At 42.6% G+C, this 25103-nt stretch carries 24 protein-coding genes; all 24 read right to left on the bottom strand.

Translation table 11 applies throughout. From position 1 onward, the window contains the following. Positions 1-22 precede the first annotated feature (22 nt). The 24 genes from CHI10_RS00865 to rimP all read right to left on the bottom strand — a co-directional run bounded on the left by CHI10_RS00865 (position 23) and on the right by rimP (position 25054). Complete coding sequence (locus CHI10_RS00865; RefSeq protein ID WP_095242402.1) at positions 23-748, bottom strand: GntR family transcriptional regulator; 726 nt, start codon at positions 746-748, stop codon at positions 23-25. Positions 749-1176: 428 nt separating this feature from the next. Beyond that, positions 1177-3516 carry a DNA translocase FtsK gene (locus CHI10_RS00860; RefSeq protein WP_095242401.1) on the bottom strand — a complete coding sequence of 780 codons (2340 nt, stop codon included), beginning with the start codon at positions 3514-3516 and terminating at the stop codon, positions 1177-1179. A 164-nt stretch (positions 3517-3680) separates the two neighbouring features. Next, on the bottom strand, positions 3681-3902 hold the full coding sequence (locus tag CHI10_RS00855; RefSeq protein ID WP_061791018.1) for a YlzJ-like family protein: 222 nt from the start codon (positions 3900-3902) through the stop codon (positions 3681-3683). Next, the gene (locus tag CHI10_RS00850; protein ID WP_095242400.1) at positions 3899-4651 is read right to left on the bottom strand and encodes a ClpP family protease; all 753 of its coding nucleotides are present in this window, start codon (positions 4649-4651) and stop codon (positions 3899-3901) included. Before CHI10_RS00850 ends, CHI10_RS00855 begins: the two co-directional genes overlap by 4 nt. A 127-nt stretch (positions 4652-4778) precedes the next feature. Further along, positions 4779-6446, bottom strand: coding sequence for a ribonuclease J (locus CHI10_RS00845; RefSeq protein ID WP_095242399.1), 1668 nt, complete (start codon positions 6444-6446; stop codon positions 4779-4781). Positions 6447-6658: 212 nt separating this feature from the next. Further along, a complete protein-coding gene (gene dapA / locus CHI10_RS00840) occupies positions 6659-7525 on the bottom strand; it encodes a 4-hydroxy-tetrahydrodipicolinate synthase (RefSeq protein WP_095242398.1) in 867 nt (288 codons plus the stop codon). Positions 7526-7652: 127 nt separating this feature from the next. Further along, entirely contained in the window at positions 7653-8897 is a 1245-nt protein-coding gene (gene dapG, locus CHI10_RS00835) for an aspartate kinase (protein WP_095242397.1), read from the bottom strand. 41 nt (positions 8898-8938) lie between these two features. Further along, a complete protein-coding gene (gene asd, locus CHI10_RS00830) occupies positions 8939-9988 on the bottom strand; it encodes an aspartate-semialdehyde dehydrogenase (protein WP_095242396.1) in 1050 nt (349 codons plus the stop codon). A 287-nt stretch (positions 9989-10275) separates the two neighbouring features. After that, on the bottom strand, positions 10276-10875 hold the full coding sequence (gene dpaB, locus CHI10_RS00825) for a dipicolinate synthase subunit B (protein WP_048008979.1): 600 nt from the start codon (positions 10873-10875) through the stop codon (positions 10276-10278). Beyond that, entirely contained in the window at positions 10872-11774 is a 903-nt protein-coding gene (dpaA, locus tag CHI10_RS00820) for a dipicolinic acid synthetase subunit A (RefSeq protein ID WP_095242395.1), read from the bottom strand. The genes dpaB and dpaA overlap by 4 nt, the downstream gene beginning before the upstream one ends. 364 nt (positions 11775-12138) lie before the next feature. After that, positions 12139-12393, bottom strand: a complete 255-nt coding sequence (locus tag CHI10_RS00815) for a YlmC/YmxH family sporulation protein (protein ID WP_048008980.1) — start codon at positions 12391-12393, stop codon at positions 12139-12141. A gap of 126 nt (positions 12394-12519) precedes the next feature. After that, positions 12520-13755 (bottom strand): M16 family metallopeptidase, encoded by a 1236-nt coding sequence (locus CHI10_RS00810; protein ID WP_095242394.1) that lies wholly within the window; start codon positions 13753-13755, stop codon positions 12520-12522. 42 nt (positions 13756-13797) lie between these two features. Then, positions 13798-14814 (bottom strand): polysaccharide deacetylase family protein, encoded by a 1017-nt coding sequence (locus CHI10_RS00805; RefSeq protein ID WP_095242393.1) that lies wholly within the window; start codon positions 14812-14814, stop codon positions 13798-13800. A gap of 184 nt (positions 14815-14998) precedes the next feature. Next, the gene (pnp, locus tag CHI10_RS00800; RefSeq protein ID WP_095242392.1) at positions 14999-17119 is read right to left on the bottom strand and encodes a polyribonucleotide nucleotidyltransferase; all 2121 of its coding nucleotides are present in this window, start codon (positions 17117-17119) and stop codon (positions 14999-15001) included. A 289-nt stretch (positions 17120-17408) separates the two neighbouring features. Beyond that, positions 17409-17678, bottom strand: a complete 270-nt coding sequence (rpsO, locus tag CHI10_RS00795; RefSeq protein WP_009330698.1) for a 30S ribosomal protein S15 — start codon at positions 17676-17678, stop codon at positions 17409-17411. Between the two features lie 122 nt (positions 17679-17800). Further along, positions 17801-18751, bottom strand: a complete 951-nt coding sequence (gene ribF / locus CHI10_RS00790; protein ID WP_095242391.1) for a bifunctional riboflavin kinase/FAD synthetase — start codon at positions 18749-18751, stop codon at positions 17801-17803. 66 nt (positions 18752-18817) lie between these two features. Further along, the gene (gene truB / locus CHI10_RS00785) at positions 18818-19735 is read right to left on the bottom strand and encodes a tRNA pseudouridine(55) synthase TruB (protein WP_095242390.1); all 918 of its coding nucleotides are present in this window, start codon (positions 19733-19735) and stop codon (positions 18818-18820) included. A 66-nt stretch (positions 19736-19801) separates the two neighbouring features. Beyond that, positions 19802-20182, bottom strand: coding sequence for a 30S ribosome-binding factor RbfA (gene rbfA / locus CHI10_RS00780; RefSeq protein WP_095242389.1), 381 nt, complete (start codon positions 20180-20182; stop codon positions 19802-19804). Between the two features lie 16 nt (positions 20183-20198). Continuing rightward, complete coding sequence (locus CHI10_RS00775; protein ID WP_009330702.1) at positions 20199-20480, bottom strand: DUF503 domain-containing protein; 282 nt, start codon at positions 20478-20480, stop codon at positions 20199-20201. Further along, positions 20480-22711 (bottom strand): translation initiation factor IF-2, encoded by a 2232-nt coding sequence (infB, locus tag CHI10_RS00770; protein ID WP_095242388.1) that lies wholly within the window; start codon positions 22709-22711, stop codon positions 20480-20482. The genes CHI10_RS00775 and infB overlap by 1 nt, the downstream gene beginning before the upstream one ends. Positions 22712-22730: 19 nt before the next feature. Beyond that, a complete protein-coding gene (locus CHI10_RS00765) occupies positions 22731-23033 on the bottom strand; it encodes a YlxQ family RNA-binding protein (RefSeq protein WP_009330704.1) in 303 nt (100 codons plus the stop codon). Next, positions 23030-23314: an RNase P modulator RnpM gene (rnpM, locus tag CHI10_RS00760; RefSeq protein WP_095242459.1), complete on the bottom strand. Its 285-nt coding sequence runs from the start codon at positions 23312-23314 to the stop codon at positions 23030-23032. Before rnpM ends, CHI10_RS00765 begins: the two co-directional genes overlap by 4 nt. A gap of 17 nt (positions 23315-23331) precedes the next feature. After that, complete coding sequence (gene nusA, locus CHI10_RS00755; RefSeq protein WP_095242387.1) at positions 23332-24489, bottom strand: transcription termination factor NusA; 1158 nt, start codon at positions 24487-24489, stop codon at positions 23332-23334. Between the two features lie 94 nt (positions 24490-24583). Next, positions 24584-25054, bottom strand: coding sequence for a ribosome maturation factor RimP (gene rimP / locus CHI10_RS00750; protein ID WP_095242386.1), 471 nt, complete (start codon positions 25052-25054; stop codon positions 24584-24586). Positions 25055-25103 lie beyond the last annotated feature (49 nt).

The raw sequence follows: 25103 nt of genomic DNA, 5'->3' as shown, positions 1-25103 counted from the left end.
TGTTTTCGTGCTTCCCAAAAAGCTAGATTCTCTTTCTGAGGACATGGAAACTGAACTTATCAGCTCTGAAATAATTGACCGAATAAAGAATCGGTGTATCCGCTTCATCGAAATGCATCTGCTTTAGTACAAGCAATGCAGTTTCAGGGTCACATTCCAGAATAGGGGAAATTTTCTCGTGATAGCCAATAGGCTCGATTTGAGCGACAGCATAAGTGATTTTCCGGTTTGCCTCTTCTTCAAGCATGTTGAGGATCGACTCTTGTTCGTGGGAAAATGTATCCGGGAGAATATTCTCAGGAACTTTATCCACACAATAAACGACCGGTTCACCATTCGCTGTTCTAACCCTCTCAATTACAGCAATCTCCTGGTCTGGCGCACATGAGAATCTGCGGATATCGTCTTCAGTAGGTCCCAAAGTTACAGAACTCAAGAAAACGGTTCCCGGCTTCATCCCTGCCTGCAAAATCATGTTTGTGACACTATTAAGCTGTTCGATGCCTGATGTAAATAGCGGCTTTGCATTTACAAAGGTGCCTACACCGTGACGGCGGATAATTACGTTTTCTTCTTCAAGAATGCGCAGCGCCTCCCGCAGTGTAGCTCTGCTGACACCAAGCTGTTTGGCAAGATCAAATTCTGATGGAAGCTTTTCTTTTTCTTTATACACTCCATCTTCAATATCTTGTTTTAATCGATCGATGACTTGCAAATATAAATGCCGGTTATCTGACTTAATAGACATGCAGGGTTCCTCCAACTTCAGTTCTCAAGACATCAGACCTCTGATGTTCAATCATTCCTACTAATCGAAAATACTATAACACTTTTTACCCAATAAAGAAATAGAAATTTATCAATTTGTCGAAAAAAGGTGAAAAGAACAAAATGTTTGTAAATCCCTCTGTACCAATTCTTTTTTTCTGGTATAATACCATATTGAAAACGATTACATTTTTATTAAAAGCGAAAAATACACCTGGCAATTCATACTATTTCATAATGAGATGAAAGTACCATACCTCTTTCATTTTGTGTAAACGTTTTTAGTAGTATGGCATAATGAAATGGTTTTTTTATAGCCTTCATTTTTCAGGCAAAAATCTTCCTAAAACGTTAAAAAAATGGCCGTCCGCAGACAGGCCATTTTTAAATATGTCATGCTTATTAATTTTAAGAACTTGCTTCCTCCGAAGGCTTGCCCTGGAGCACAGATCTTGGCTTGCTGCCTTCATATGGTCCGACAATCCCCCTTGCTTCCATTTCATCGATCAGCCTTGCCGCTCTCGTATAGCCAATTCTGAATCTTCTCTGAAGCATGGAGACAGAAGCAGTCTGCATTTCCAATATCAATTCAACAGCTTCTTCATAAAGATCATCATCCACTTCTCCTGCAGCTTCCGGGATATCCTCCGGAATCATTTCTTCCTGATATTGCGCCTTCTGCTGGCCGATGACGAAGTCCACTATCTCTTCAACTTCTTCATCTGACAGGAAGGCTCCCTGTACACGGACTGGTTTTGAAGCACCAACAGGAAGGAAAAGCATATCTCCTCTTCCCAGTAGTTTTTCCGCTCCGCCCATATCCAGGATGGTTCTTGAATCTGTCATTGATGAAACAGCAAACGCAATTCTTGAAGGTATATTTGCTTTAATTACACCTGTGATAACATCCACTGACGGACGTTGAGTTGCGATTATTAAATGGATGCCTGCCGCCCGTGCCATTTGAGCAAGGCGAGTGATTGCGTCTTCCACATCGGAGGATGCCACCATCATTAAGTCTGCAAGCTCGTCCACTATAACAACAATATACGGCAGGAGGGGCTGCTGTGCCTCCTCTTCTGCATTATGCCTTTTTACATACTCATTATAGCCTTCGATATTCCTTGTGCCAGTATGTGAGAACAGCTCATAGCGCCTTTCCATCTCACTGACAACTTTCTGCAGCGCCTGAGCAGCTTTCTTCGGATTTGTCACAACCGGTGCCAGTAAATGAGGCACCCCATTGTAAACATTCAACTCGACCATTTTAGGGTCAATCATCATTAATTTTACTTCATGTGGTTTTGCTCTCATCAAAATGCTGGTAATGATTCCGTTAATACAAACACTCTTTCCGCTTCCTGTCGCGCCGGCAACAAGAAGGTGGGGCATTTTATTGAGTTCTGCGAGGACAGCTTCTCCGGTTATATCACGGCCCAGCCCGATCATAAGCTTGGAGTCCGGCTTGTCATTTTGTTTGGATTCAATTACTTCCCTTAGAGAAACCATAGCCACTTCTGAGTTAGGGACTTCTATTCCAATAGCTGATTTACCCGGAATAGGTGCTTCGATCCGGATATCCTTAGCTGCCAGTGCCAATGCCAAATCATCATTCAGACTAACGATTTTGCTTACCTTTACTCCAACATCCGGATGAACCTCATATTTTGTAACAGCCGGACCTAAATGAACCTGTGTCACCCTTGCTTTTACTCCGAAACTCTGAAATGTTCTTTCGAGCTTAGCAGCATTCGCGTGGATTAGCTCATATTCACCGCTTTGATCAGTTTGCCTTGGCAGTTTTAAAAGTCTGATAGGAGGCAGCTCGTAGTCTTTGTTTTCCACTTCTGTAAACGTGATAGGCGGCGCATTTTCATCCTCCTGCTCTGTGACTGCCTTTTCCTGTGGCTGATCAGCAGCCGCATCCCGGAGATCCTCCTGATAAGCTCTTTCGGCAAAGCTTGATATTATTGGTTCGGGAGTTGGTTCAGATACCGGTTCGGAAGAATTATTGATCGTTATTACCGTTTCAGGTTCTTCTTCCTGCTGAAGAGCACGCTGCTCTTCTTCTCTTCTTGACTGCCTTTCTTCTCGTCTTTCTCTGCCTTTTTGTTTCCATTCTTTCATATCATTTATAAAAGCAGCCCATTGTTTCTTGCAGAAATTAAGAATTGCGGCCATCATTTTCCCTGCAGCATCTCCGAACGTTTTTCCAGTGATAAGAACAAAACCGATAATAATTAATAAAAAGGCTACAATTTTTGATCCTGCTTCATCAAAAAGATAATAAAAGAGGGCGAAAAAAATAGCCCCCAGCATTCCTCCGCCTAAAGCGGTTGTGCTTGTTTCTCCCCGGACTTCCATCCGGAATAGTTCCCACGTATTGGCTATTACACTCGGATCATCAAACTTCCCTCCATTTGAGAGAAGCTGAAATAATGTTACATGACTCAACAGCAGTAGGGAGCTTATGATGAGATAAATTCCGATTAATTTCGTGTGGAAAAGATAGGGAAGTGCCCTCTTCCACATCAGATAACCTGAAAAAATAACAAGTCCAATCAGGCTGAGCATGTACCATTCTCCCATAAAAAAACGGAAAAAAAGCACCGTTGCATTCCCGACCGCTCCGAGCCTGGCAATTGATAATACCGCAAGTGCCAGCAAAATCAGGGCAATTAGTTCAAATTTCATTGTCCGTTTCAATGTTTCGTTCTTTTTAGACTTTCTTTTCTTTCTTTTGGCCATATTATCACCTTATCATTATTCTTATTAACAGCATCATCTAAATTCCATTATGTAATACATCATGTCTGTTATGAAAGAAGAAGCAGCCATTTTTTGGCTGCTTCTAAAGTTACTTTTATTATATCATAACGATTCTAAATTAAGTTGTTTTTTGAAAGGATTTATCAGCTTAACTGCGTCAAAGTGATCATGGAACCGGGAGTGTACCTTTCATCCATATAATGGGTGGGATCGCTGCTCATGATTCTTAAAATGCGGCATTCCTGTCCTGCATTCATTTCAACAAGGAGAGGGATTCCTTCATATGAGACAATCTTCTGCTTGCTGAAATCGTCCTGCTCATTTTGGTAAATGAGTTCTTGCGGCATCATTGTATAAAGGATCATTGAACCATCACTTCTTCTGTTGGTTTATTCATATCAATCAGCTCATTCAGCTTTGCGAGCGCAGGCCCAACACCGCCTACTTCATCAATCAGTCCATACTCAACAGCATCCCTGCCGACCACATTCGTCCCTATATCCCTGGTCAGGTTGCCCTTATCAAACATCAGGTCTTTAAATTTCTGTTCTGATATATTGGAATGCTTTGTTACAAAATTAATTACCCGATCCTGCATTTTATCCATATACTCAAACGTTTGCGGCACACCGATTACCAGGCCGGTCAGTCTGATAGGGTGGATGGTCATCGTAGCTGTCTCTGCAATAAAGGAATAATCGCATGATACCGCAATAGGAACACCAATGGAATGGCCGCCTCCAAGGACAATGGAGACTGTTGGCTTAGACAATGATGCAAGCATTTCTGATATTGCCAGCCCGGCCTCCACATCGCCGCCAACAGTATTCAAGATAACCAGAAGACCTTCTATCTTTGGGTTTTGCTCAATCGCAACGATCTGAGGGATTAAATGCTCATATTTTGTTGTTTTATTTTGCGGCGGAAGCTGAAGATGCCCTTCCACCTGTCCGACAATTGTCAAGCAGTGAATTTTGGAATCCTGAGACAGCTGCGGCACATTTGTTTGTCCTAGCTGCTGAATTTTTTCCATAAGGGCAGAAGGTTTATCCTCTTTCGGCTGTTCTTGCCCTTCTCCGCCCTCATTGCGGGTATTTTTCAAATCGTTTTCCATCCTTATTTCTCCCTTCAAGCAATATATTGTTAGTATGAACGCGTGATCATTTTTCATGCGCATTATTACCTGAGGGTCAAAAGCAAAAAACACAGCCCTGCAATCGATGCGGGCTGTGTTCTGACTGTTATCCCTCCATAAGAATTGGAAGAATCATTGGTCTGCGTTTTGTTTTTTCATAAAGATACTGATTCAGGCTGTCACGCATATCCTGCTTAATTCCTGACCAGTCAAATGCTTCTCTGGCAAGGTTCTGTTCTACCGCTTCTCTTACTATTTTTACAGCTTCCTCAAGAAGCTTTTCTGATTCCCTGACATACACAAATCCTCTTGTAATGATTTCAGGGCCAGCTGAGATTTTCTTTTCTTTTTTATTAAGAGTAACTACCACCAATAAAACACCATCCTGAGAAAGCAGCTTCCGGTCTCTTAAGACAATATTTCCGACATCGCCGACACCAATTCCGTCAATCAGAACATTACCTGATGGAATTTTCCCTCCGGGTACGATTGTGCCATCCTTGATTTCTGCTACATCGCCTTTATCCGGGATAAAAATTTGTCCGCTTGATAATCCGCACTCCAAAGCAACTTTTGCATGGGCTTTCAGCATTCGGTACTCCCCATGAACAGGGATGAAGAATTTGGGACTCATCAGATTAATCATAAATTTAAGTTCTTCCTGGCTGCCATGGCTCGAGGTATTAAAGGTTCCCTTTCCTGGGATTACCTCAGCACCCGCTCTAAACAGCATATCAATGGTTTTGAAAATAAATACCTCAGTGCCTCTTAATGGTGATGCAGCGAGTAAAACGGTATCGCCGTGTTTTATATTGACCTGTCTATGGGACTGCTTCGCCATTTTTTGGAGTGCTTCGATTGGCTCTCCCTGTGTACCCGTGGTAAGAACCACGATTTGGTCATCACTGTATTTGCCGATCTCAGCAACAGGAATAATCACATCTTCTCCTACCTGCAAATATCCGAGCTGCAGAGCAATGTCATAGATTCTCTGCAGACTTTTGCCGACCACTGCCAGTTTCCTGCCTGTTTCGATCGCTGCATCAAAAATATGCTGTATACGAATTAAGTCAGATGCAAAGGAAGCCGCAATGACTCTCCCCTTAGCAGCATAGAATGCAGCTGTCATCTCTCTGGCCACCTTCGATTCTGAGCTGGTGTAGCCTGGTTTTTCTGCTTCGGTACTGTCAGATAGAAGGCAAAGAACTCCTTCTTCACCTAAGCGCGCCATTTTGCCGATTTCAGGTTTGTATAAGTCAGTCGCTGCCTGATCGAATTTAAAGTCGCCGGTATACACAATTGCACCTTCTGATGTATGTATGGCAACACCCACACTATCCGGAATGCTATGGCTGGTTCTAAAAAAAGTTACATCTGCCGAATCAAATTCAACCCTGGTATCTGAATTGATTTCAATAAACTGTGCCTTGCCTTTGTATTCCTGTTCCTTCATTTTGGCTTTGGCCAGCGCCAGAGTCAGCTTTGTTCCGTAAACAGGTACATTGACTTTTGCAAGCACATAAGACAGTCCACCAATATGATCCTCATGTCCATGTGTCAGAAAAATTCCTTTTACTCTTTCCTTGTTTTGAACTAGATATGTAACATCCGGTATCACGATATCAATTCCGAGCATTTCATTTTCAGGGAACATTAATCCGGCATCGATGACATATATATCCTCGTCCACCTCTGCCAAATACATATTCTTCCCAAGTTCTCCGACTCCTCCGAGTGCTGCCAGCTTGATGCTATCATTCTGTCTCTTTTTCAATGTATTATCCTCCCATGCATGTTCAGCCGATCAAGATCAGTTATCCATATTATACTTGAAGTCGTAAAAACATGACAACCAAATTTATACATGGGCTTTATTTGAGCGTTCCTGGGGCTTTTTATATTTAGTCTCTAGTTTTTTGGGGTTATAAATCCGCCATATAATAAAATAAAAACCAACCAGCAAAGCACTGGTTGGCAAGCAAAGTATTATTTAAATAGGGCAGCAACTGCACTGCGTTCCTGTTCTGTTAATGGGACCATTGGAAGACGGACGGATCCGACATCCAGCCCTTTAAGCTGCAGCGCCGTTTTTACAGGCACTGGGCTTGGGGCTGCGAAAAGACCCTCCATGATCGGAAGAATTTTTTGATGGATTTTTGCAGCTTTTTCATTTTCACCATTCAGGTAAGCTGTGATCATTTCCTGCATTTCATTCCCTATTACATGGGAAGCAACAGACACAATTCCAGTCCCGCCTATTGCCATACATGGAAGAGTAAGTCCGTCATCACCGCTGTATAGCATAAAGTCATCATCCGTATTAGCAATAATTTTGGCCATTGCATTCAGATCTCCGCTTGCTTCTTTCACTGCCGCGATGTTAGAGATTTCGGAAAGGCGGATGATTGTTTCTGGCAGAATATTCACTGAAGAGCGTCCCGGAATATTATAAACCATTACCGGGAGGCTCGTGCTTTCCGCAATTGCCTTGAAATGCTGGTAAAGCCCTTCCTGATTTGGCTTATTGTAATATGGTGCTACGATCATGATCGCATCAACACCAATTTGCTCTGCTTTTTTCGTTAATTCAATGGATTCATACGTGTTATTGCTTCCGGTGCCGGCAATGACAGGCACCCGTTTGTCAGCTGCTTTCACTGCATGTTTGAATAATGCCAGCTTTTCCTCTTTTGTCAGTGTTGGGGACTCCCCTGTTGTCCCGGCAACAACTAAAGAATCTGTTCCGTTTTCAATAAGATGATTGATTAGCTGTGTCGTCTTAGGGAAATCAATATGTCCCTTATTATCGAATGGTGTTACCATTGCTGTTGATACTCGGCCAAATAGAACCATGTTTACACTCCTTGCAGATGTTTAAAAGATCGGGAAGAAACGGTCGGATCTGCCGCATAGGATACAAATCCGTCGTTAACCGCTGAATGGCTTTCTTCCCCTTTTTAAACATGTTATTTTCAAATTTTTAAATGTCTGTTCTCTCATATTCCGCTAAATCTTCTTCCAGGCGGAAAGCATCGTGCAATGCATTAACAGACTTTATCAAATCTGCCTGCTTTACCAGGACCCAGATTGTTGTATGGCTGTCTGCTGACTGCAGAATACGGATTCCCTGCTCGGACAATGCCGTAACGATCCGCGAGGCCACTCCGGGTACACCCTGCATTCCAGCTCCGACAACCGAAACTTTCGCACACTCTCTTTCAACCAGCGGATCATGACCCAGGCCCTTTAAAATACTAATCGCTTTATCGGTCATTTCTTCCGTTACGGTGTAGTTGACGCCATTAGGATATATATTGATAAAGTCAACACTAATTCCCTGGGTAGCCATGGCTTTAAAGACCTCAGACTGCAGATCGTATTGGTCTTTCTTCGCAAGGACCTTAATTTGTGTCACATTGGAAACATGGGCTATTCCAGTTACCGAACGCTCTTTAATATCTGTTCCGCGTCTGTTCTTATTCAATGTTGTGACAAGGGTTCCGAGACTGTCGGAGTATGTTGAACGGATTCTGATCGGAATTTTTGCCTGCATGGCAATTTCGACTGCCCGGGGGTGAATGACCTTAGCGCCCTGATATGCCATATTGCAGACCTCTGTGTAAGTGACCACTGATAATGGGCGCGCATTTTCAGCAATGCGGGGATCAGCGGTCATAATGCCTTCCACATCAGTAAAGATATCTATCCACTCCGCATTTAGGGCTGCTCCAAGAGCCGCTGCAGAGGTATCACTGCCGCCCCTGCCGATGGTTGTGACATCACCGGTTTTTGATGATCCCTGAAATCCTGCAACCACGATAACATCATGATTTTCAAGCTCTTTCAAAAGCCTGTCGCATTTCATATCGATAATTTTTGCGTTAGTATGATCATTATTCGTTCTAAATCCTGCCTGTGCACCAGTCATTGCTGCTGCTGTGATCCCATGTTCTTTTAGCATGTTTGAAAAAACAACACTTGAGATGACTTCACCGCAGGATAAGAGCAGATCCGTTTCGCGTTTGCTGATTTTGGTATTATTGCCTTCTACCAGCGAAAGCAGTGTGTCGGTTGCATATGGATCTCCTTTTCGGCCCATTGCTGAAACAACGACAACAACCTTGTATCCATCTGCCAGCGCTTTTTTGATATGCTTAGCTGCATGCTCGCGGCTACTCTCGTCGCGGACTGATGTGCCTCCATATTTTTGAACGATGATATTCATTAAAACACCTCTAACCTCTCAACATGAAGAGAATACGATAACTATTTCACTATTCCCAGATTAATTAAACTTTCGGCGATCTGCACTGAATTCCATGCTGCCCCTTTAAGAAGATTATCAGAAACAACCCACATATGAAAGCCTTTATCTTCATCCAGATCTTTGCGGATACGGCCGACGAACACATCATTTTTACCGACACAATCAGCTGGCATCGGGTAAATTTGATTTTCCGGATCATCCTGCAGGACAACTCCAGGTGCATTTTCCAGAAGGCTCTTTACTTCATTTGCCGTAACGCTGTCTGATTCCACTTCAAAATAAAGGGACTCTGAATGTCCTGTTGCCACTGGAAGACGCACGCATGTAGCAGCCACTTGCAGCTCCGGCATATGCATGATTTTCTTTGTCTCATTGATCATTTTCATTTCTTCGTACGTGTAGCCATTATCCTGAAATTTATCAATTTGCGGGATTGCATTGAATGCAATTTGATAATGTTTTTTATCGCTCTTTACAGGAAGAATTGACGGCTCATACTCTTCGTTATTTAAAATGGCTTTTGTCTGCTCATTCAGCTCTTGAACTGCAGCTGCTCCAGAACCTGAAACAGCCTGGTAAGTAGAAACAATTACTTTTTTTAAGCCGAATTTCTCTTTTACCGGCTTTAGTGCAACAACCATTTGGATTGTTGAACAGTTTGGATTGGCGATAATGCCATTATGCTTATGAAGGTCATCTTCATTTACTTCAGGTACGACAAGAGGCACATTTGGATCCATACGGAAAGCACTTGTATTGTCTACCACAATAGCACCATGTTCGACAGCATGTGGGGCCAGTTCCTGTGAAACGTTTCCTCCTGCGCTGAATAGTGCGATGTCCACGCCTTTAAAGCTCTCTGGCTTCGCTTCTTGAACCGTATACTCCTGGCCCTTGAAAGCTACCTTTGATCCGGCGGAACGGGCAGATGATAAGAGAGTTAATTGAGTGATCGGAAAATCTCTGTTTTCAAGTGTTTGAATCATTTGCTGGCCAACTGCACCAGTTGCTCCAACTACCGCGACATGAAATCCTTTTTTCTGTTCCAAATTTCTTTTCCCCTTCCAATACCATTATATTTTTCTAGCAAAGTTAGTTTTTAGTGAAAAACAATAGCCCAAAATTCAATAGAACGGCAGCCAAAATCAATTGGCAGCCGTTTTCCTGCCTGATTATTAAGATGGCAGGCTTCCATTTATATTATCAGCATATTGTTCATACTCCAAGAGGTTAACATTATTTTAAACAGACCTTGGAGGTTGGTTATCTTAATAATCTTTATTTTAACATATTCGTTCACTAAAGGACTAAAATTTTTGCTAGAAAAAATAGGGGGCTAATTGTCGTCTTTATATCTTTCCACTAGAACCGGCTGAAGCTGTTTACCTTCCATGGCATGAAGCACTGTATCAGATAATGCTGTCATTCTTGCCACCATTGAGTTTGGTTTCTTCACAGGATCATCCTGGCCATATGGAATAAAATAAATATTTTTCGTTGCCATTAGTCTCATTAAGTTTACTCCATTTAAACCCAATGCATCATTTGTGGATATTCCCAGCACGACCGGTTTACCGTTTCTTAAGGTTGCCTTTGCTGCCATTAGGACAGGCGAGTCGGTCATTGCATTGGCAAATTTGCTCATCGTATTTCCGGTAAGCGGGGCAATCACCATGCAATCAAGAGGGATCTTAGGTCCCAGCGGCTCTGCTTTCACAATCGAATCAATCACTTTATGTCCAGTCAGATCTTCTATTCTCTGAACCCAGTCTTCCCCTTTTCCGAATCTGGTCTCAGTGCTCTTTACTGTAAAGGTTACGACCGGAAGCACTTCAGCCCCGGCGAGAACAAGCCTTTCTATTTCCGGGAACACTGCATCATATGTGCAATGCGATCCAGTTAATCCGAATCCGATTCTTTTTCCTTTCAAACTCATATTGTATTCCCCTTTCTCTTTTGCAAATCTTCCTTAATCAATTGAGAAAGAACATTCGCCAGTATTTGTCCGGCTGTTTTCGGAGCAACGATTCCAGGCAGGCCAGGAGCGAGCAGTGCTTTTACTCCCCGTTTTTCTGCGTAGCGGAAATCAGTGCCTCCGGGTTTTGAAGCCAGGTCAATGATAAGCGTATGTGTCGGCATCTTCGATATGACGGACGCTGTTACAACTAAATGGGGAGCTGTGTTTATGCAAATATCAACATCTTTTACCGCATCCTCAATTTCCTTCAGGTTAAATGGGGTTAAGCCCATTTCCGTTATCCTGGCGATGTGCTCACTTTTTCTCGCCCCCACCTTTACTTTTGCACCAAGTGCATGAAAGGTTCTTGCTACACTCATTCCAACTCTGCCAAGGCCTATAACGGCAATGTTAGAACCATGAATGGTGAAATCTGTATGCTGGATTGCCATCATAATGGTTCCTTCAACTGTTGGAATGGAATTATAAATAGCTACATCATCACGTTCAAATAATTGAACAAGACGGCGGTCCGCCGATTTGGTTACTCCGGTTAAATATGAATTGGTTATGCCCGAATAAACTGTACAGTGGGCCGGAGTCTGGGAGAGGATTTCCTCTTCAAAAGTTACTTTTTCATTGGAGAAAATCGTTTCAATCTGCCCCTCCAGACCCGTTCCGGGAACAGGCAGGATAATTGCGTCTATATTGGTAAAGTCCACTTCATCTATTTTTTCTTTTACCGCGCCTGAGAACGCATGATCAAGCTGCTCAAAACCAATTAATGCGAGCTTTGCATCAAGCTCGGTCAGTTTACGGATGATTTCGAGCTGCCTTGCATCACCGCCGATGACTGCAATTTGGGTTCCTGTCAGCATGCAACACTCACCTTCTTTTTTCTTTCTTTTTAAGAAAGCATTTATTTTTGAAGCCTACAACTTCATGACTCCTGGTAAAAAGTATCCTCGCACCGGCAACGCCGCTTTACTAAGCAGTTGCACAAGACAGCAATTGCAAGCAGTTTTATCTTTAAAAGTAATGGCGTTAGAATTGGGCCGGCAAATCAATTAATAACCATAAGTTTGTAATGAACTACTTCAACATCTTATGTATGAACGGGGCAATAGGTGAGTTTTCCACTTAAAAGAAACTGGGTCAAAGTTAGAAGGGATTTATAAGGGGATTGAGAAAGTAAACTTCCCGGTAAAAACAAAAAGGACCTAACCGGCCCTTCCTTCAAAACTATTCCTGCTGATCTTCAGATTCCGGGATATCAATAATGATCATGTCATTTCCTATTTTCCTGATATGCTGCCATGAGACCCGGATTTCATCCCCCTGGCGCATGAAGCCGAACCACTTTAATGAAGGGATGAGCAATGCCTGAATCTGCCCGCTTTTTTCATTTATTTCAAGGTCTGTCTGCCCAAGTACTCCCAGCCGTTCTGCACGCTTCACATCCACAATTTCCTTTCCGCTCAGCTCACTTAATCTCATCATCTGCCCTCCTTTTCTCTTCTCTATATTCTTATCGTTCAGCCTGAAGTTTTAGAAGTCCAGGCCAAAAAGAAAACAGCCTGCATGATACAGGCTGTTTCTCCAATTTCGCAATTGAACTAAATGTTAAAGATTTTTCGGAAGTTCTCCATCCGGACTTATTAAAGCCACTGAATAATGATCTGTGAAAATGGAATTCGCCATATTATTCACACCCTGCATGGAAACTGCGTCGATTTCATCCACGATTTCATCCATAGACCGATGGCGGCCCAGAAGCAGTTCATTTTTGCCATTGCGGCTCATCCTGCTGTTTGTGCTTTCAAGGCTTAGCATTAAGCTTCCTTTGAGCTGCTCTTTACTGTTATTAAGCTCTTTATCTGTGATGCCTTCTTTTTTAAGAGTGGCAAGGGTTTCCTGAATCGTATCAAAAAGAACATCCAGCTGTTTTGCTCCAGTTCCGCCGTAAAGCGTCACTATTCCGCTATCCTGGAAGGCAGAATGATAAGAGAAAACTGAATAAGCCAATCCTTTTTGTTCCCTGACATCCTGGAATAAGCGGCTGCTCATGCTTCCACCCAAAATATTATTTAAAACAATCAGGTTGTATATTTCCTCATGCCCTACCTGCAGACCTTCAAAGCCTAAGCAAAGATGAGCCTGCTCGGTATCCTTTTTACGGGCAAGATGGTTTGAATGAAACTCAGGCTTCTGCTCTGTACGTTCTCTCTTACCGCCTTCGTAGGCTCCAAAGTACTTTTCAACTTCTTTGATGAAAGATTCCTCAATATTTCCGGCAATGGAAATCACAACATTTTCAGGCGTGTATGTTTCATGCATATACTGTTTTAATGTTTCGCCATTAAACGCGGCCAGCGTTCCTTCAGTACCAAGAATCGGATATCCAAGTGAGTGGTTCTCGTAGATTGCTTTGCTCAAAAGATCATGAACGATATCGTCAGGCGTGTCTTCATACATTTTGATTTCTTCGTAAACAACATTCTTTTCTTTGTTCAGTTCCTCATCCACAAACGTAGAGTTAAAAAACATATCAGAAAGCACTTCAAGAGCAAAATCAGAATGGGTATCCAGTACTTTTGCATAGTAGCATGTATATTCTTTTGAAGTGAAGGCGTTCACCTGCCCGCCAATACTGTCAAAGCTCTCAGCAATTTCCCGGGCTGTTCTCGTTTTCGTTCCTTTGAAGAACATATGCTCAAGGAAATGAGAAATTCCATTATTCTCGGGAATTTCATTTCTTGAACCTGTTCCGATCCATACTCCTATCGCTACAGAACGGACGGTTGGAATGTTTTCTAGTACGACTCTTACCCCATTTTGGCATGTATATTTCTTGATCAAATAAATTCCTCCTGTTCTGAAACCCAAAGACATACGCTTACATTAGTTTATATTATTATTGTTATTTTTTCCAAAATCCTGATTATTATTTTCCCTATACTGGATTCTCTTCTCGCTTAACAGCTCGGATACTGTTCCAATCTCCAGGTTCTTCTGCTTAAGCCCTGTTATAAGTCTATCAAGTGATTTTTCGGTGGATTCTGTAGGATGCATCAGGATCAGTGATCCATTGTTGACCTTTGATAACACTCTGTTTACCAGTACATCCGGGGCGGGCTTCCTCCAATCCACTGTATCAACAGTCCACATGACAGTGCCCAGGTTTTTCTCGGCAGCAATCTTCACTGTTTCATCTCTATAGCTGCCGCTTGGAGGAGCAAACCATGTAATAGGCTTACTCAGCTTTTCATCCATTGTGGCTTCAATCACATCATTTGTTTTTTGTATTTCTTCCCTTGTCCTTGCGGAAGAGATCACTTTCATATCGGGATGAGTGTACGAATGGTTGCCTACTTCATGGCCTGCATCCATAATCATTCTGGCGAGTTCAGGATTATTCTTTACCCATCTTCCTTCAAGAAAAAAACTTGCTGACACATTATGTTCCTTTAAAGTGGCCAGCATACCGGATAAATATTCATTTCCCCATGCTACATTAATGATGAAGCTGACCATCGGTTTATCAGGATGGCCTTTATATACAGGTGACGGCGGCAGGTCCTTTAACTTCACCTTCGGTTCAATTTGTTTAAATACAAGCTTATCTTCATTGAACTTTTTGCCTGACTTCATCTTCCTATACGACGCCTCAACATCTACTTCAATTCCGTTAAGGCCGGGAATGGCTTTCCATACAGGGTCTATTTTTGCATCCTGTGGAGGAATGCTGAATTCTTCTTTTTTTGCTGTAATTTCTTCATATAGGGAATCCTTTGGCTTGGAAACAGTTATGGCATCTGTTTCTTGTTTAAGGCCTGATACATACTGATCAGTAAAAGGATTATTGATAAAAACAAGTGCCATTACAAACATGATCGTAATATGGATAAACTTTCTCATTCTTCATGCCTCCTTCAATTCATAGTATGATTTGAAGGGACAAGGTAGAACGGAACCCAGTAACAAAGGTATGCAGTATAAGGCAAGAGCCCATGGAAATTCGTATATGTAAAAAGCCAGGGTTTCCCCTGGCTTTTAGGAAAATCGCCACGCAAAATGCTTCTCTTTTAAATAGAGGTTAGTATTATTGCTGTGCTTTTTCCTTTTGCTCACGCTGTTCACGCAATACGGCTTTGCGGGAAAGATTTACGCGGCCTTGTTTATCGATCTCAGTAACTTTTACCAGAAGTTCGTCACCAATGGATAGCACATCTTCCACTTTCCCAACACGCTCTTCAGCAAGTTCTGAAATGTGAACTAATCCATCTTTACCAGAGAAGATTTCAACAAATGCACCGAATTTTTCAATCCGTTTTACCTTGCCCAGATACATTTGTCCAACTTCCACTTCACGTACGATATCTTCAATAATCTTCTTCGCTTTTTGATTCATTTCTTCATTTACAGATGAAATGAATACTGTTCCATCTTGTTCAATATCAATCTTAACGCCTGTTTCTTCGATGATCTTATTGATCTGTTTTCCGCTCGGCCCAATTACATCACGGATTTTGTCAGGGTTGATTGACATCATCAGAATCTTAGGAGCATATTCAGACAGCTCTTTTCTTGGCTGTTCAATAGTGCTCAGCATGGAATCCAGAATCTGCATTCGGCCTTTCTTCGCCTGCTGCAGTGCTTCTTCCAGAATCTCACGGGACAGACCTTCAATCTTAATATCCATTTGCAGAGCAGTAACTCCCTTAGAGGTACCCGCCACTTTGAAATCCATATCTCCAAGGTGATCTTCCATACCCTGAATGTCTGTCAGGATTGAATAATGCTCGCCTGATTTAATTAGACCCATTGCTATACCGGCAACCGGAGCTTTAATAGGCACACCTGCATCCATCATAGCCAGAGTACTTGCACAAATACTTGCCTGTGATGTTGAACCATTTGATTCCAGCACCTCTGATACAAGACGAATCGTATAAGGGAAATCCTTTTCAGAAGGAATAATCGGCTCAAGAGCACGTTCCCCAAGAGCACCATGCCCGATTTCACGGCGGCCCGGCCCTCTAATTGGCCCAGTTTCACCTACACTGAAATTAGGGAAGTTGTAATGGTGCATGAATCTTTTTTCTTCTTCAATTCCCAGTCCGTCCAGAATCTGTACATCTCCAAGAGCTCCTAATGTACAAATGCTCAATGCCTGAGTTTGTCCGCGTGTAAACAAACCTGAACCATGTGTACGCGGCAGAAGGTCTACTTCTGAGGACAGCGGGCGGATGACATCCAATCCGCGTCCATCCGGACGCACTTTATCTTCTGTTATTAAGCGGCGAACTTCAGCTTTAACAATTTTATCAAGGATCTTCCTGATTTGCTTAAGCTTGTCGTCGTCTGCCTCTTCACCTTCATATTTAGCTGTGATTTCTTCTTTAACTGCTTTTATGGCTGCTTCACGTGCATGTTTCTCCTGCACCTGGATAGCTTGAATCATATCCTTCTCACAGATGCCGCGAACTTCCGCTTCTAAGTTCTGGTCAACCTGGTATAAAACAATGTCCATCTTCTCTTTCCCGATTTCAGATGCAATTTCTTCCTGGAAAGCAATAAGGCGTTTAATTTCCTCATGACCAAACATAATTGCTTCAAGCATCGTTTCCTCAGGCACTTCCTCTGCGCCTGCTTCAACCATGTTAATCGCATCTTTTGTGCCCGCTACAACAAGGGTGATATCGCTTTTTTCAGCCTGTTCTACAGATGGATTAATGATAAATTCTCCATCGATGCGGCCTACGCTGACTCCAGCAATCGGTCCGCCAAATGGAATATCCGACACAGAAAGGGCTAATGATGAACCGAACATTGCAGCCATTTCTGATGAGCAGTTTTGATCCACACTCATCACCATGCTTACAACCTGTACATCATTTCTGAAACCGTCAGCGAATAATGGACGGATAGGCCTGTCAATTAAACGGCTTGCCAAAATCGCTTTTTCACTTGGACGGCCCTCTCTCTTAATAAAACCGCCCGGAATCTTACCAACAGCATACAAACGTTCTTCATAGTTAACTGTAAGTGGAAAGAAATCCAGATTTTTTGGTTCTTTTGATGCTGTAGCTGTACTTAAAACTACAGTATCACCGTAGCGCACTAAAACTGCACCGTTAGCCTGTTTAGCCAGCTGGCCAATCTCTACGGTCAATTTGCGCCCAGCCCAATCAAGGCTGTAGACATGTTTATCTTGTCCCATAATTGTACCCCTCTCTGTATTCACTTAAGGACAGGCGTCAATTCTGCCTGGCCCGTTTAATTGTTAATTTCCTGCGAAGACGCAAAAGTTCATGGCTTTGCATTGCCCGCAGTCCAGTTTTATATAAAAGCATGAAATGCTCGTTAATCATAATAAAATTAGGCATCTTATAGTATGCACAATTTTCCCGTTTGCTAAAATAGGATAAGTTATGTATGTACATGATCAGGAACAAAATTCAAGTTTTTAAAGCTAATAAAAAAGCGGGAAAAAATCCCGCTTCTGTTGATTATCGACGTAAGCCAAGCTTATTGATTAACTCACGGTAGCGTGCAACGTCTTTGTTGCGAAGGTAAGTTAATAGGTTACGACGCTTACCAACCATTTTCAAAAGACCGCGACGTGAATGGTGGTCTTTCTTGTGAGTACGTAAATGGTCGTTCAAATTGTTGATTTCTTCAGTAAGGACAGCGATTTGAACTTCTGGAGATCCAGTGTCGCTCTCATGAGTTTTGAACTCATTGATTAGCTCATTTTTACGTTCTTTAGTGATTGCCATCCGGTTCACCTCCTAAATTTTCAATCCCCTGTTACTGAGCAAGCGTCGGTGACTCGACTTGCCAAGCAAAGGTTCATTTGGTACGTTACTTAGAATACAACTTTTTATGACAAAAAGCAAGGCTAAACCCTGTTTTTCTCAAAATATTGCTCAGTCTGCTGTTTATCCTTTTCGATTTGCGCAATTAACTCCTGAACGCCGGCAAATTTCCTTTCGCTTCTAAGATGCTTATGCCATTCAACGGTAACCTTCCTGCCATAAATATCTGAAGTGAAATCAAAAATATGGACTTCAACTGATGGCCTATCCCCTTTTTCCTTATTAAAAGTAGGTTTGTAGCCGACATTACAGACGCCTTCATACCAGCTGCCATCTATTGAGAATCTTACAGCATATACACCGGGAGGGGGGATGATGCAATCATCAGAAACGTCAACATTCGCTGTAGGAAAGCCGATTGTCCGGCCTCTCTTATCACCATGAACAACGATTCCGGATGTTTTATAATATCTTCCTAAAAGGCCGGAAAGCTCACCCGTTTTCCCTTCACGAATATATTTCCTTATTAGCGTAGAACTGATTTTTTCGTCTTCTTTTGCCAGCTTTGCAACGACAGAGTAATCAAATTGATCTCTAGAATGGAACAGCAATGTTTCCATTGTGCCGCGTCCCATTCGTCCATAGGAATAATCAAAGCCTGCCACGACATGTTTTGCATTAAGACCAATCAGGTATTGGTCCACAAACTCCTGTGGCAGCAGATTAGCAAATTCCCTTGTAAAGTTGATAACAAACAAATAATCTATACCTAGATCTGCTATGATGCCAATTTTGTCCTCAAGAGGCGTAATATACTCCACATGCTGAACGCTTTTACCCAAAACGACCGAGGGATGAGGATCAAATGTCATGACAGCACTTTTTAATCCTTTTTGTTCAGCTATCGACCTTGCTTCACGGATGACTTTCTGATGACCCAGATGAACACCATCAAAATAGCCAAGTGCTATTGCCAATTCAGGCATTTCGTTTTTATCAATTCGATGGGGATGATGTATATGAATAACTTCCATATTAATAATTCACCTTTTCTCTACAGAGCCTGGACCTATATAAATGCACAGCTTTTAAACGAGTGCTTATTGATCATTCCTTAACACCTTTACTGGCTTCATTAACCCTGGTTTGCGGGGGTGATGCTCATAAATCGCCAGAACAAGACCTTGCTCTTCCTCTACTGCGATTGGGCCTCTAGTGTCGAGCAAATGATCAGGGATAGTTAATACAGCCCCATTTTTTACTTTCTCTGCTACTTTATCACTTATATGAAATTTCGGCAAATGAGAAATCGCAGCCTCCATCGGCCTAAGAACCTCGTCCATTGTTCCCTTCTCGGCCCTGTCTTCTATTTCTTCAAAAGTCAGGCAATCATCAAGTTTCAGTGAGGCAGACTGGATTCTTACCAGTTCAGACATATGGGCAGGATATCCCAGTTCACTCCCAATCATGACCGCAAGCGTACGGATGTATGTACCTTTGCTGCAGGCTACACGGAAACGGAAGGTAATATTCTCATCCTCAAACATCTCTCTCTCATCGAGAAGTTCAATTGAGTAGATAGTTACTTTCCTGGAAGGCCGTTCCACTTCTATTCCCTGTCTTGCATATTCATAGAGGCGCTTGCCATTCACCTTTACTGCTGAATACATGGGGGGTGTCTGTATAATTTCCCCTGTCAGGCTTTGGAGCACTTTCATCACCTGATTTCTGGAAATAGGTGATGAAACTTCTTTCCTTTCTACAACTTCACCAGATGCATCTTCTGTTGTCGTAGAAAAGCCGATTGTAACTTCTCCCTCATAAGATTTCCCTGCGTCTGTTATGTATTCGGCCACCTTCGTTGCCCTCCCAAGGCAGATGGGAAGTACTCCTGTCACGTCAGGGTCCAGTGTTCCGGTGTGGCCGATTCTTTTCATTCGCAGAATCTTCCGCAGCCTGAACACACAATCATGGGAAGTCATTCCCTTAGGTTTAAAAAGCGGCAAAATCCCTTCCATTATATGTACCACCTTGTCTATATATTTTTAGAAAAAAATGGATAGACAAAGTGTCTATCCATTCCATTATTCTTCATCTTTGGAGCGTTCCTCATCTTTGGAACGGCCTTCGTCCTGGATTTGATGAAGCAACGAGTCGATACGGTTGCCGTAGTCGATTGATTCATCAAATTCGAATAGGATTTCCGGTGTTTTCCGCAGCCGGATTCGCTGGCCGATTTCAGATCGGATAAAGCCTTTTGCTTTAGCCAGCCCGCGAAGCGTATTTTCTCTTTGTTCCTCATCACCCAGAACTGAAATAAACACGGTTGCCTGCTGGAGATCCCCGGTTACTTGAACATCAGTGACTGTTACAAAACCAACCCGCGGATCCTTGATTTTTCGGCTGATGATTTCGCCCAGTTCTTTTTTCATTTGTTCCCCAACTCTATTTGCTCTAAGGCTCATTCTATATCACCTCTTCTTAAAGCCACTCTAAATCTGTAATTGTCCGTTCAATTTCCGGGAACGAATCAATCATTTTCAGAGCATTTTGCAGCTCGTGCTCAGTTGAAACCTGAGTGGATGAAACGGCCACAATGGCAATTTTAGTCCGCTGCCATAGGTCCTGATAGTCCACCTCAGATACAGAAACATTGTATCTTTGTTTCAGCCGGGTTAAAATGCGCTGCAAAACAGCCCGTTTTTCTTTCAAAGAATGTGTGTCATAAATGATACATTCACAGGCAGCAAGCCCAATTATCATTAACGTTCCACTTCTTCCATAATATATGCTTCGATTACGTCGCCTTCCTTGACGTCATTAAAGTTTTTGATGGTAATACCGCACTCATAGCCTTGTGCTACTTCTTTAGCGTCATCTTTGAATCGCTTAAGAGCGTCAACTTCACCTTCAAAAATTACAACTCCATCGCGGATTAAACGAACGCCGCTGTCACGGGTGATTTTCCCTTCCGTAACATAAGAACCTGCAATAGTACCGATTTTGGAAACTTTGAATGTCAGGCGTACTTCAGCCTGGCCGATAATTTTTTCCTGGAACTCAGGATCAAGCATACCCTGCATCGCCAATTCGATTTCCTCGATTACTTTGTAGATGATGCGGTGCAGGCGGATGTCAACATTTTCTGCATCTGCTGCACGTTTTGCGTTATTGTCAGGACGTACATTGAATCCAATCACAATAGCGTTGAAAGCAGCAGCTAAAGTGATGTCAGACTCGTTAATGGCACCTACACCTGTATGAAGGATACGAACATTAACACCTTCTACATCGATCTTATGAAGAGCGGCAGTCAATGCTTCCGCAGAACCTTGAACGTCCGCTTTCACAACGATGTTTAAGTCTTTCATTTCTCCTTGTTTCATATGTTCAAACAAGTTATCCAGACTTACGCGTGTTTTTTCATTTCTTTGAGCCTGCAATGCCTGCTGCGCACGGGCTTCCCCAACCTGACGGGCTGTCTTTTCATCATCAAGAACAGCGAAGCGGTCACCGGCTTGAGGAACATCGTTAAGACCTGTAATCTCTACAGGAGTTGAAGGTCCGGCAGTTTTCACACGGCGGCCAAGGTCATTAACCATTGCACGGACACGTCCAAATGAGTTACCGACAACGATAGGGTCTCCTACCTTCAATGTACCGTTTTGCACAAGCAGCGTCGCAACTGAACCGCGTCCTTTGTCAAGCTGTGCTTCGATAACTGTACCAACGGCATTGCGATCAGGATTTGCTTTGTATTCTTCCACTTCACCTACAAGAAGAATCATTTCAAGCAGTTCATCAATTCCCTCGCCTTTAATAGCTGAGATTGGAACAAAAATCGTGTCTCCGCCCCATGCTTCTGGAACCAGGCCATGTTCAGTCAGTTCCTGCATAACACGATCAGGATTTGCTGCTTCCTTATCCATTTTGTTAACAGCCACAATGATTGGCACTTCTGCTGCTTTCGCATGGTTAATCGCTTCAACTGTTTGCGGCATTACACCGTCATCTGCTGCTACAACTAGAATTGTTATATCGGTAATTTTCGCACCGCGGGCACGCATAGTTGTGAACGCAGCGTGTCCAGGAGTATCAAGGAAAGTAATCTTTTTGCCGTTTTCTTCAACTTGATAAGCTCCGATGTGCTGAGTGATTCCGCCTGCTTCTCCAGCAGTTACTTTCGTGTTGCGGATAGAGTCAAGCAATGTTGTTTTACCATGGTCAACGTGTCCCATGATTGTTACAACAGATGGACGTTCCACCACTTCGGCATTTTCATCTTCAGTGAAGTATACTTCAAGATCGGTTGTATCAACCAGTATCTCTTCTTCTACTTCAACACCATATTCACCTGCAATCAGCTCAATCGCATCTTTGTCAAGCTCCTGGTTAATGGTTGCCATAACACCAAGCATAAATAGCTTTTTAATGATTTCAGAAGGCTCGCGGTGAAGCTTCTTTCCCAGTTCCGCTACTGTCAGTGATTCGCTGAAAGTAATTTTTGAAGGAAGCTCCTTCACCTTTTTAGGAGCTGGGGCCACGTGCGTCTGCTGCTGTTTGCCTTTGTTGTTTTTATTCTTATTGTTGTTTCGGTTATTGTTATTGTTTCTATTGTTATTATTGTTTCTGTTGTTGTTATTGCCTCTATTGTTGCCGGAGAAGTTTTTGCCGGACTGGCTGCCCTGTCCCTGGCTTCTGTTGTCACCGGATTTATTCTGAGGCTTGCTTTTAGCAGCTGTGGAATTGCCGGCACTATTATTTGTAGCCGTCTTTTGATTTCCCTGCGGCTTCTGCTGGTTTTGAGGTTTGCTCTGGTTTTGAGCCTGGCTGTCATTCTTGATAAAAATACCATCAAGCTTCTGGACTGCCGCCGGCTCAATCGTAGTCATATGATTGGAAACCTCAATATTCATGTCTTTTAATTTTGTAATAACATCCTTGCTTGAAATGTTATGTTTTTTCGCATATTCATAAACGCGCATTTTACTCATACTTTCACCCCCGCTAGTATTAATCGAGCAACGTTAACAGCTTTTTTGCAAATCCGGCATCTAACACTGCCACCACAACGCGGGCTTCCTTCCCTATAGCCTTGCCGAGCATTTCCCGGTTTTGAATCAGCTTATATGGAACCCCAAATGATTTACATTTATCTGTAACTTTTTTTGCCGTATTTGCGGATGCATCTGCAGACAGCAAAACAAGCTTTGCTTTGCCGTTTCTGATTTCTTTAACAGCAAGCTCTTCTCCCGAAGTAATTTTCCGTGCCCGATTGGCTAAGCCAAGCAATGACATCCATTGATTTGAATTCATTTGGATTGCCGTTTCTCCTTCTCTATTAACTCCAAGAGGTCTTCATAGACAGCATCATCTATGGAAACTTCTAAATGATTGGCTAAGATATTCTTCTTCTTTGCTAACAAAACTGCTTCCTTTTCTTTGGAAAGATAAGCCCCGCGACCTGATTTTTTTCCGGTCGGGTCAACAGAAACTTCCCCTTCTTTGGAGCGAACGATGCGAACGAGTTCTTTTTTCGGCCTCATTTCACCGGTAGCGACACATTTTCGCAAAGGAACTTTTTTACGATTGTTCACGATCATTCACCTCTTCCCTATTCTTTTCCCTCTAAGTGTTCATCCTGAAAATCGAAGTCTGCATCATTTTCATAGTCTTCGTTTTCATAATCATCATTATCAAAGTTCAACAGTTTTTCATCCCTCGGATAAATTCCGGCTTCACGGGCATCTGTTTCTGATTTGATGTCTATTTTCCAGCCTGTAAGCTTTGCTGCAAGTCTGGCATTCTGTCCGCGCTTTCCTATTGCCAGAGAAAGCTGATAATCAGGAACTACAACAGTTGTTGCTTTGTCATCTTCATTTACGATTACGTCAAGCACCTTTGAAGGGCTTAATGCATTTGCGACGAATACTACCGGATCTGAAGACCATTTAACGATATCAATTTTCTCACCCTTGAGCTCATTGACTATCGCCTGTACACGTGTTCCTTTAGGACCTACACATGAACCTACCGGATCAACTTCTTCATTGTCAGAATGAACCGAGATCTTAGAACGGTCCCCTGCTTCACGCGCAACGGATTTGATTTCTACAGTTCCATCATAGATCTCAGGAACTTCGATCTCAAATAATCTCTTCAGCAGGCCAGGATGGGTCCTGCTTACGAAGATCTGTGGACCTTTTGTTGTCTTTTCTACCTTTGTAATAAAGACTTTAATGCGGTCATGGGGCTGATAACGCTCATTTGGCATTTGTTCGTTCGCCGGAAGGATCGCTTCAATCTTTCCAAGGCTCACATAGATGAACTTAGGATCTGTACGCTGAACAATTCCCGTCATAATATCTTCTTCACGGTCGATAAATTCAGAGTAAATGATGCCTCTCTCCGCTTCACGGACACGCTGTGTAACTACCTGTTTTGCAGTCTGGGCAGCAATACGCCCAAAGTCCTTAGGTGTTACTTCCATTTCAACGACATCTTCCACCTGGTAGTTCGGGTTGATTTTTTGTGCATCCTCCACAGAGATCTCAAGACGCGGATCAAATACTTCATCCACTACCTCTTTGCGGGCAAAGACTCTCATCGTTCCGTTCCCTAGGTTTAAATCAATGCGCACATTCTGTGCCTGATTAAAGTTTCTGCGGTAGGCTGACACCAATGCAGCTTCAATGGCTTCGATAATCACATCGCGAGAAATGCCTTTTTCTTTCTCAAGCAATGTCAGAGCATCCAAAAGTTCACTGCTCATGAGATTTATATCCCCCTTTTATTTCTCTTTTAAAAAATGATCAACTTTAAAGCAGCAATTTGCTTTTCTTAATAAGCAAGCCCGCAATCAGCTGTTATTCAAATACAACGGCTAAACGGGCATTCGCTACCTTCTCATAAGGAATTTCAATGTTTTTCTTCCTTGTTTTGATTTTCACTTCTACCGTAACGGTCTCGCCGTCAAATTGGGTTAACACACCTTCGAACGTCTTTTCACCATCAATGGGCTCGTATGTTTTAATGTAAACATTCTTGCCGACTGCTTTAATAAAATCACTGTCTTTCTTAAGAGGGCGTTCAGCTCCCGGCGATGAAACTTCCAAGAAATAGTTGTATGGAATCGGATCTTCAGCATCAAGCTTTTCGCTTAGCCTTTCACTGACCATTCCGCATTCCTCGATATCAACACCAGTTTCTTTATCAATAAATACGCGAAGGAACCAGTCTTTCCCTTCTTTTACATATTCAATGTCGACTAATTCTAAATTAAGTTCATCCACAATAGGGGTGACGAGTTGTTCCACCGTTTCAGTCACTTTGCTCATTCATATCCCTCCTTTTTCATGGAATCTAAAGCGCTGTTTTTCAATCAAT

This window comes from Bacillus sp. 7894-2, from assembly GCF_002272225.1.
Classification (GTDB): Bacteria; Bacillota; Bacilli; order Bacillales; family Cytobacillaceae; genus Cytobacillus.
This window is presented reverse-complemented; position numbering and strand designations above follow the sequence as displayed.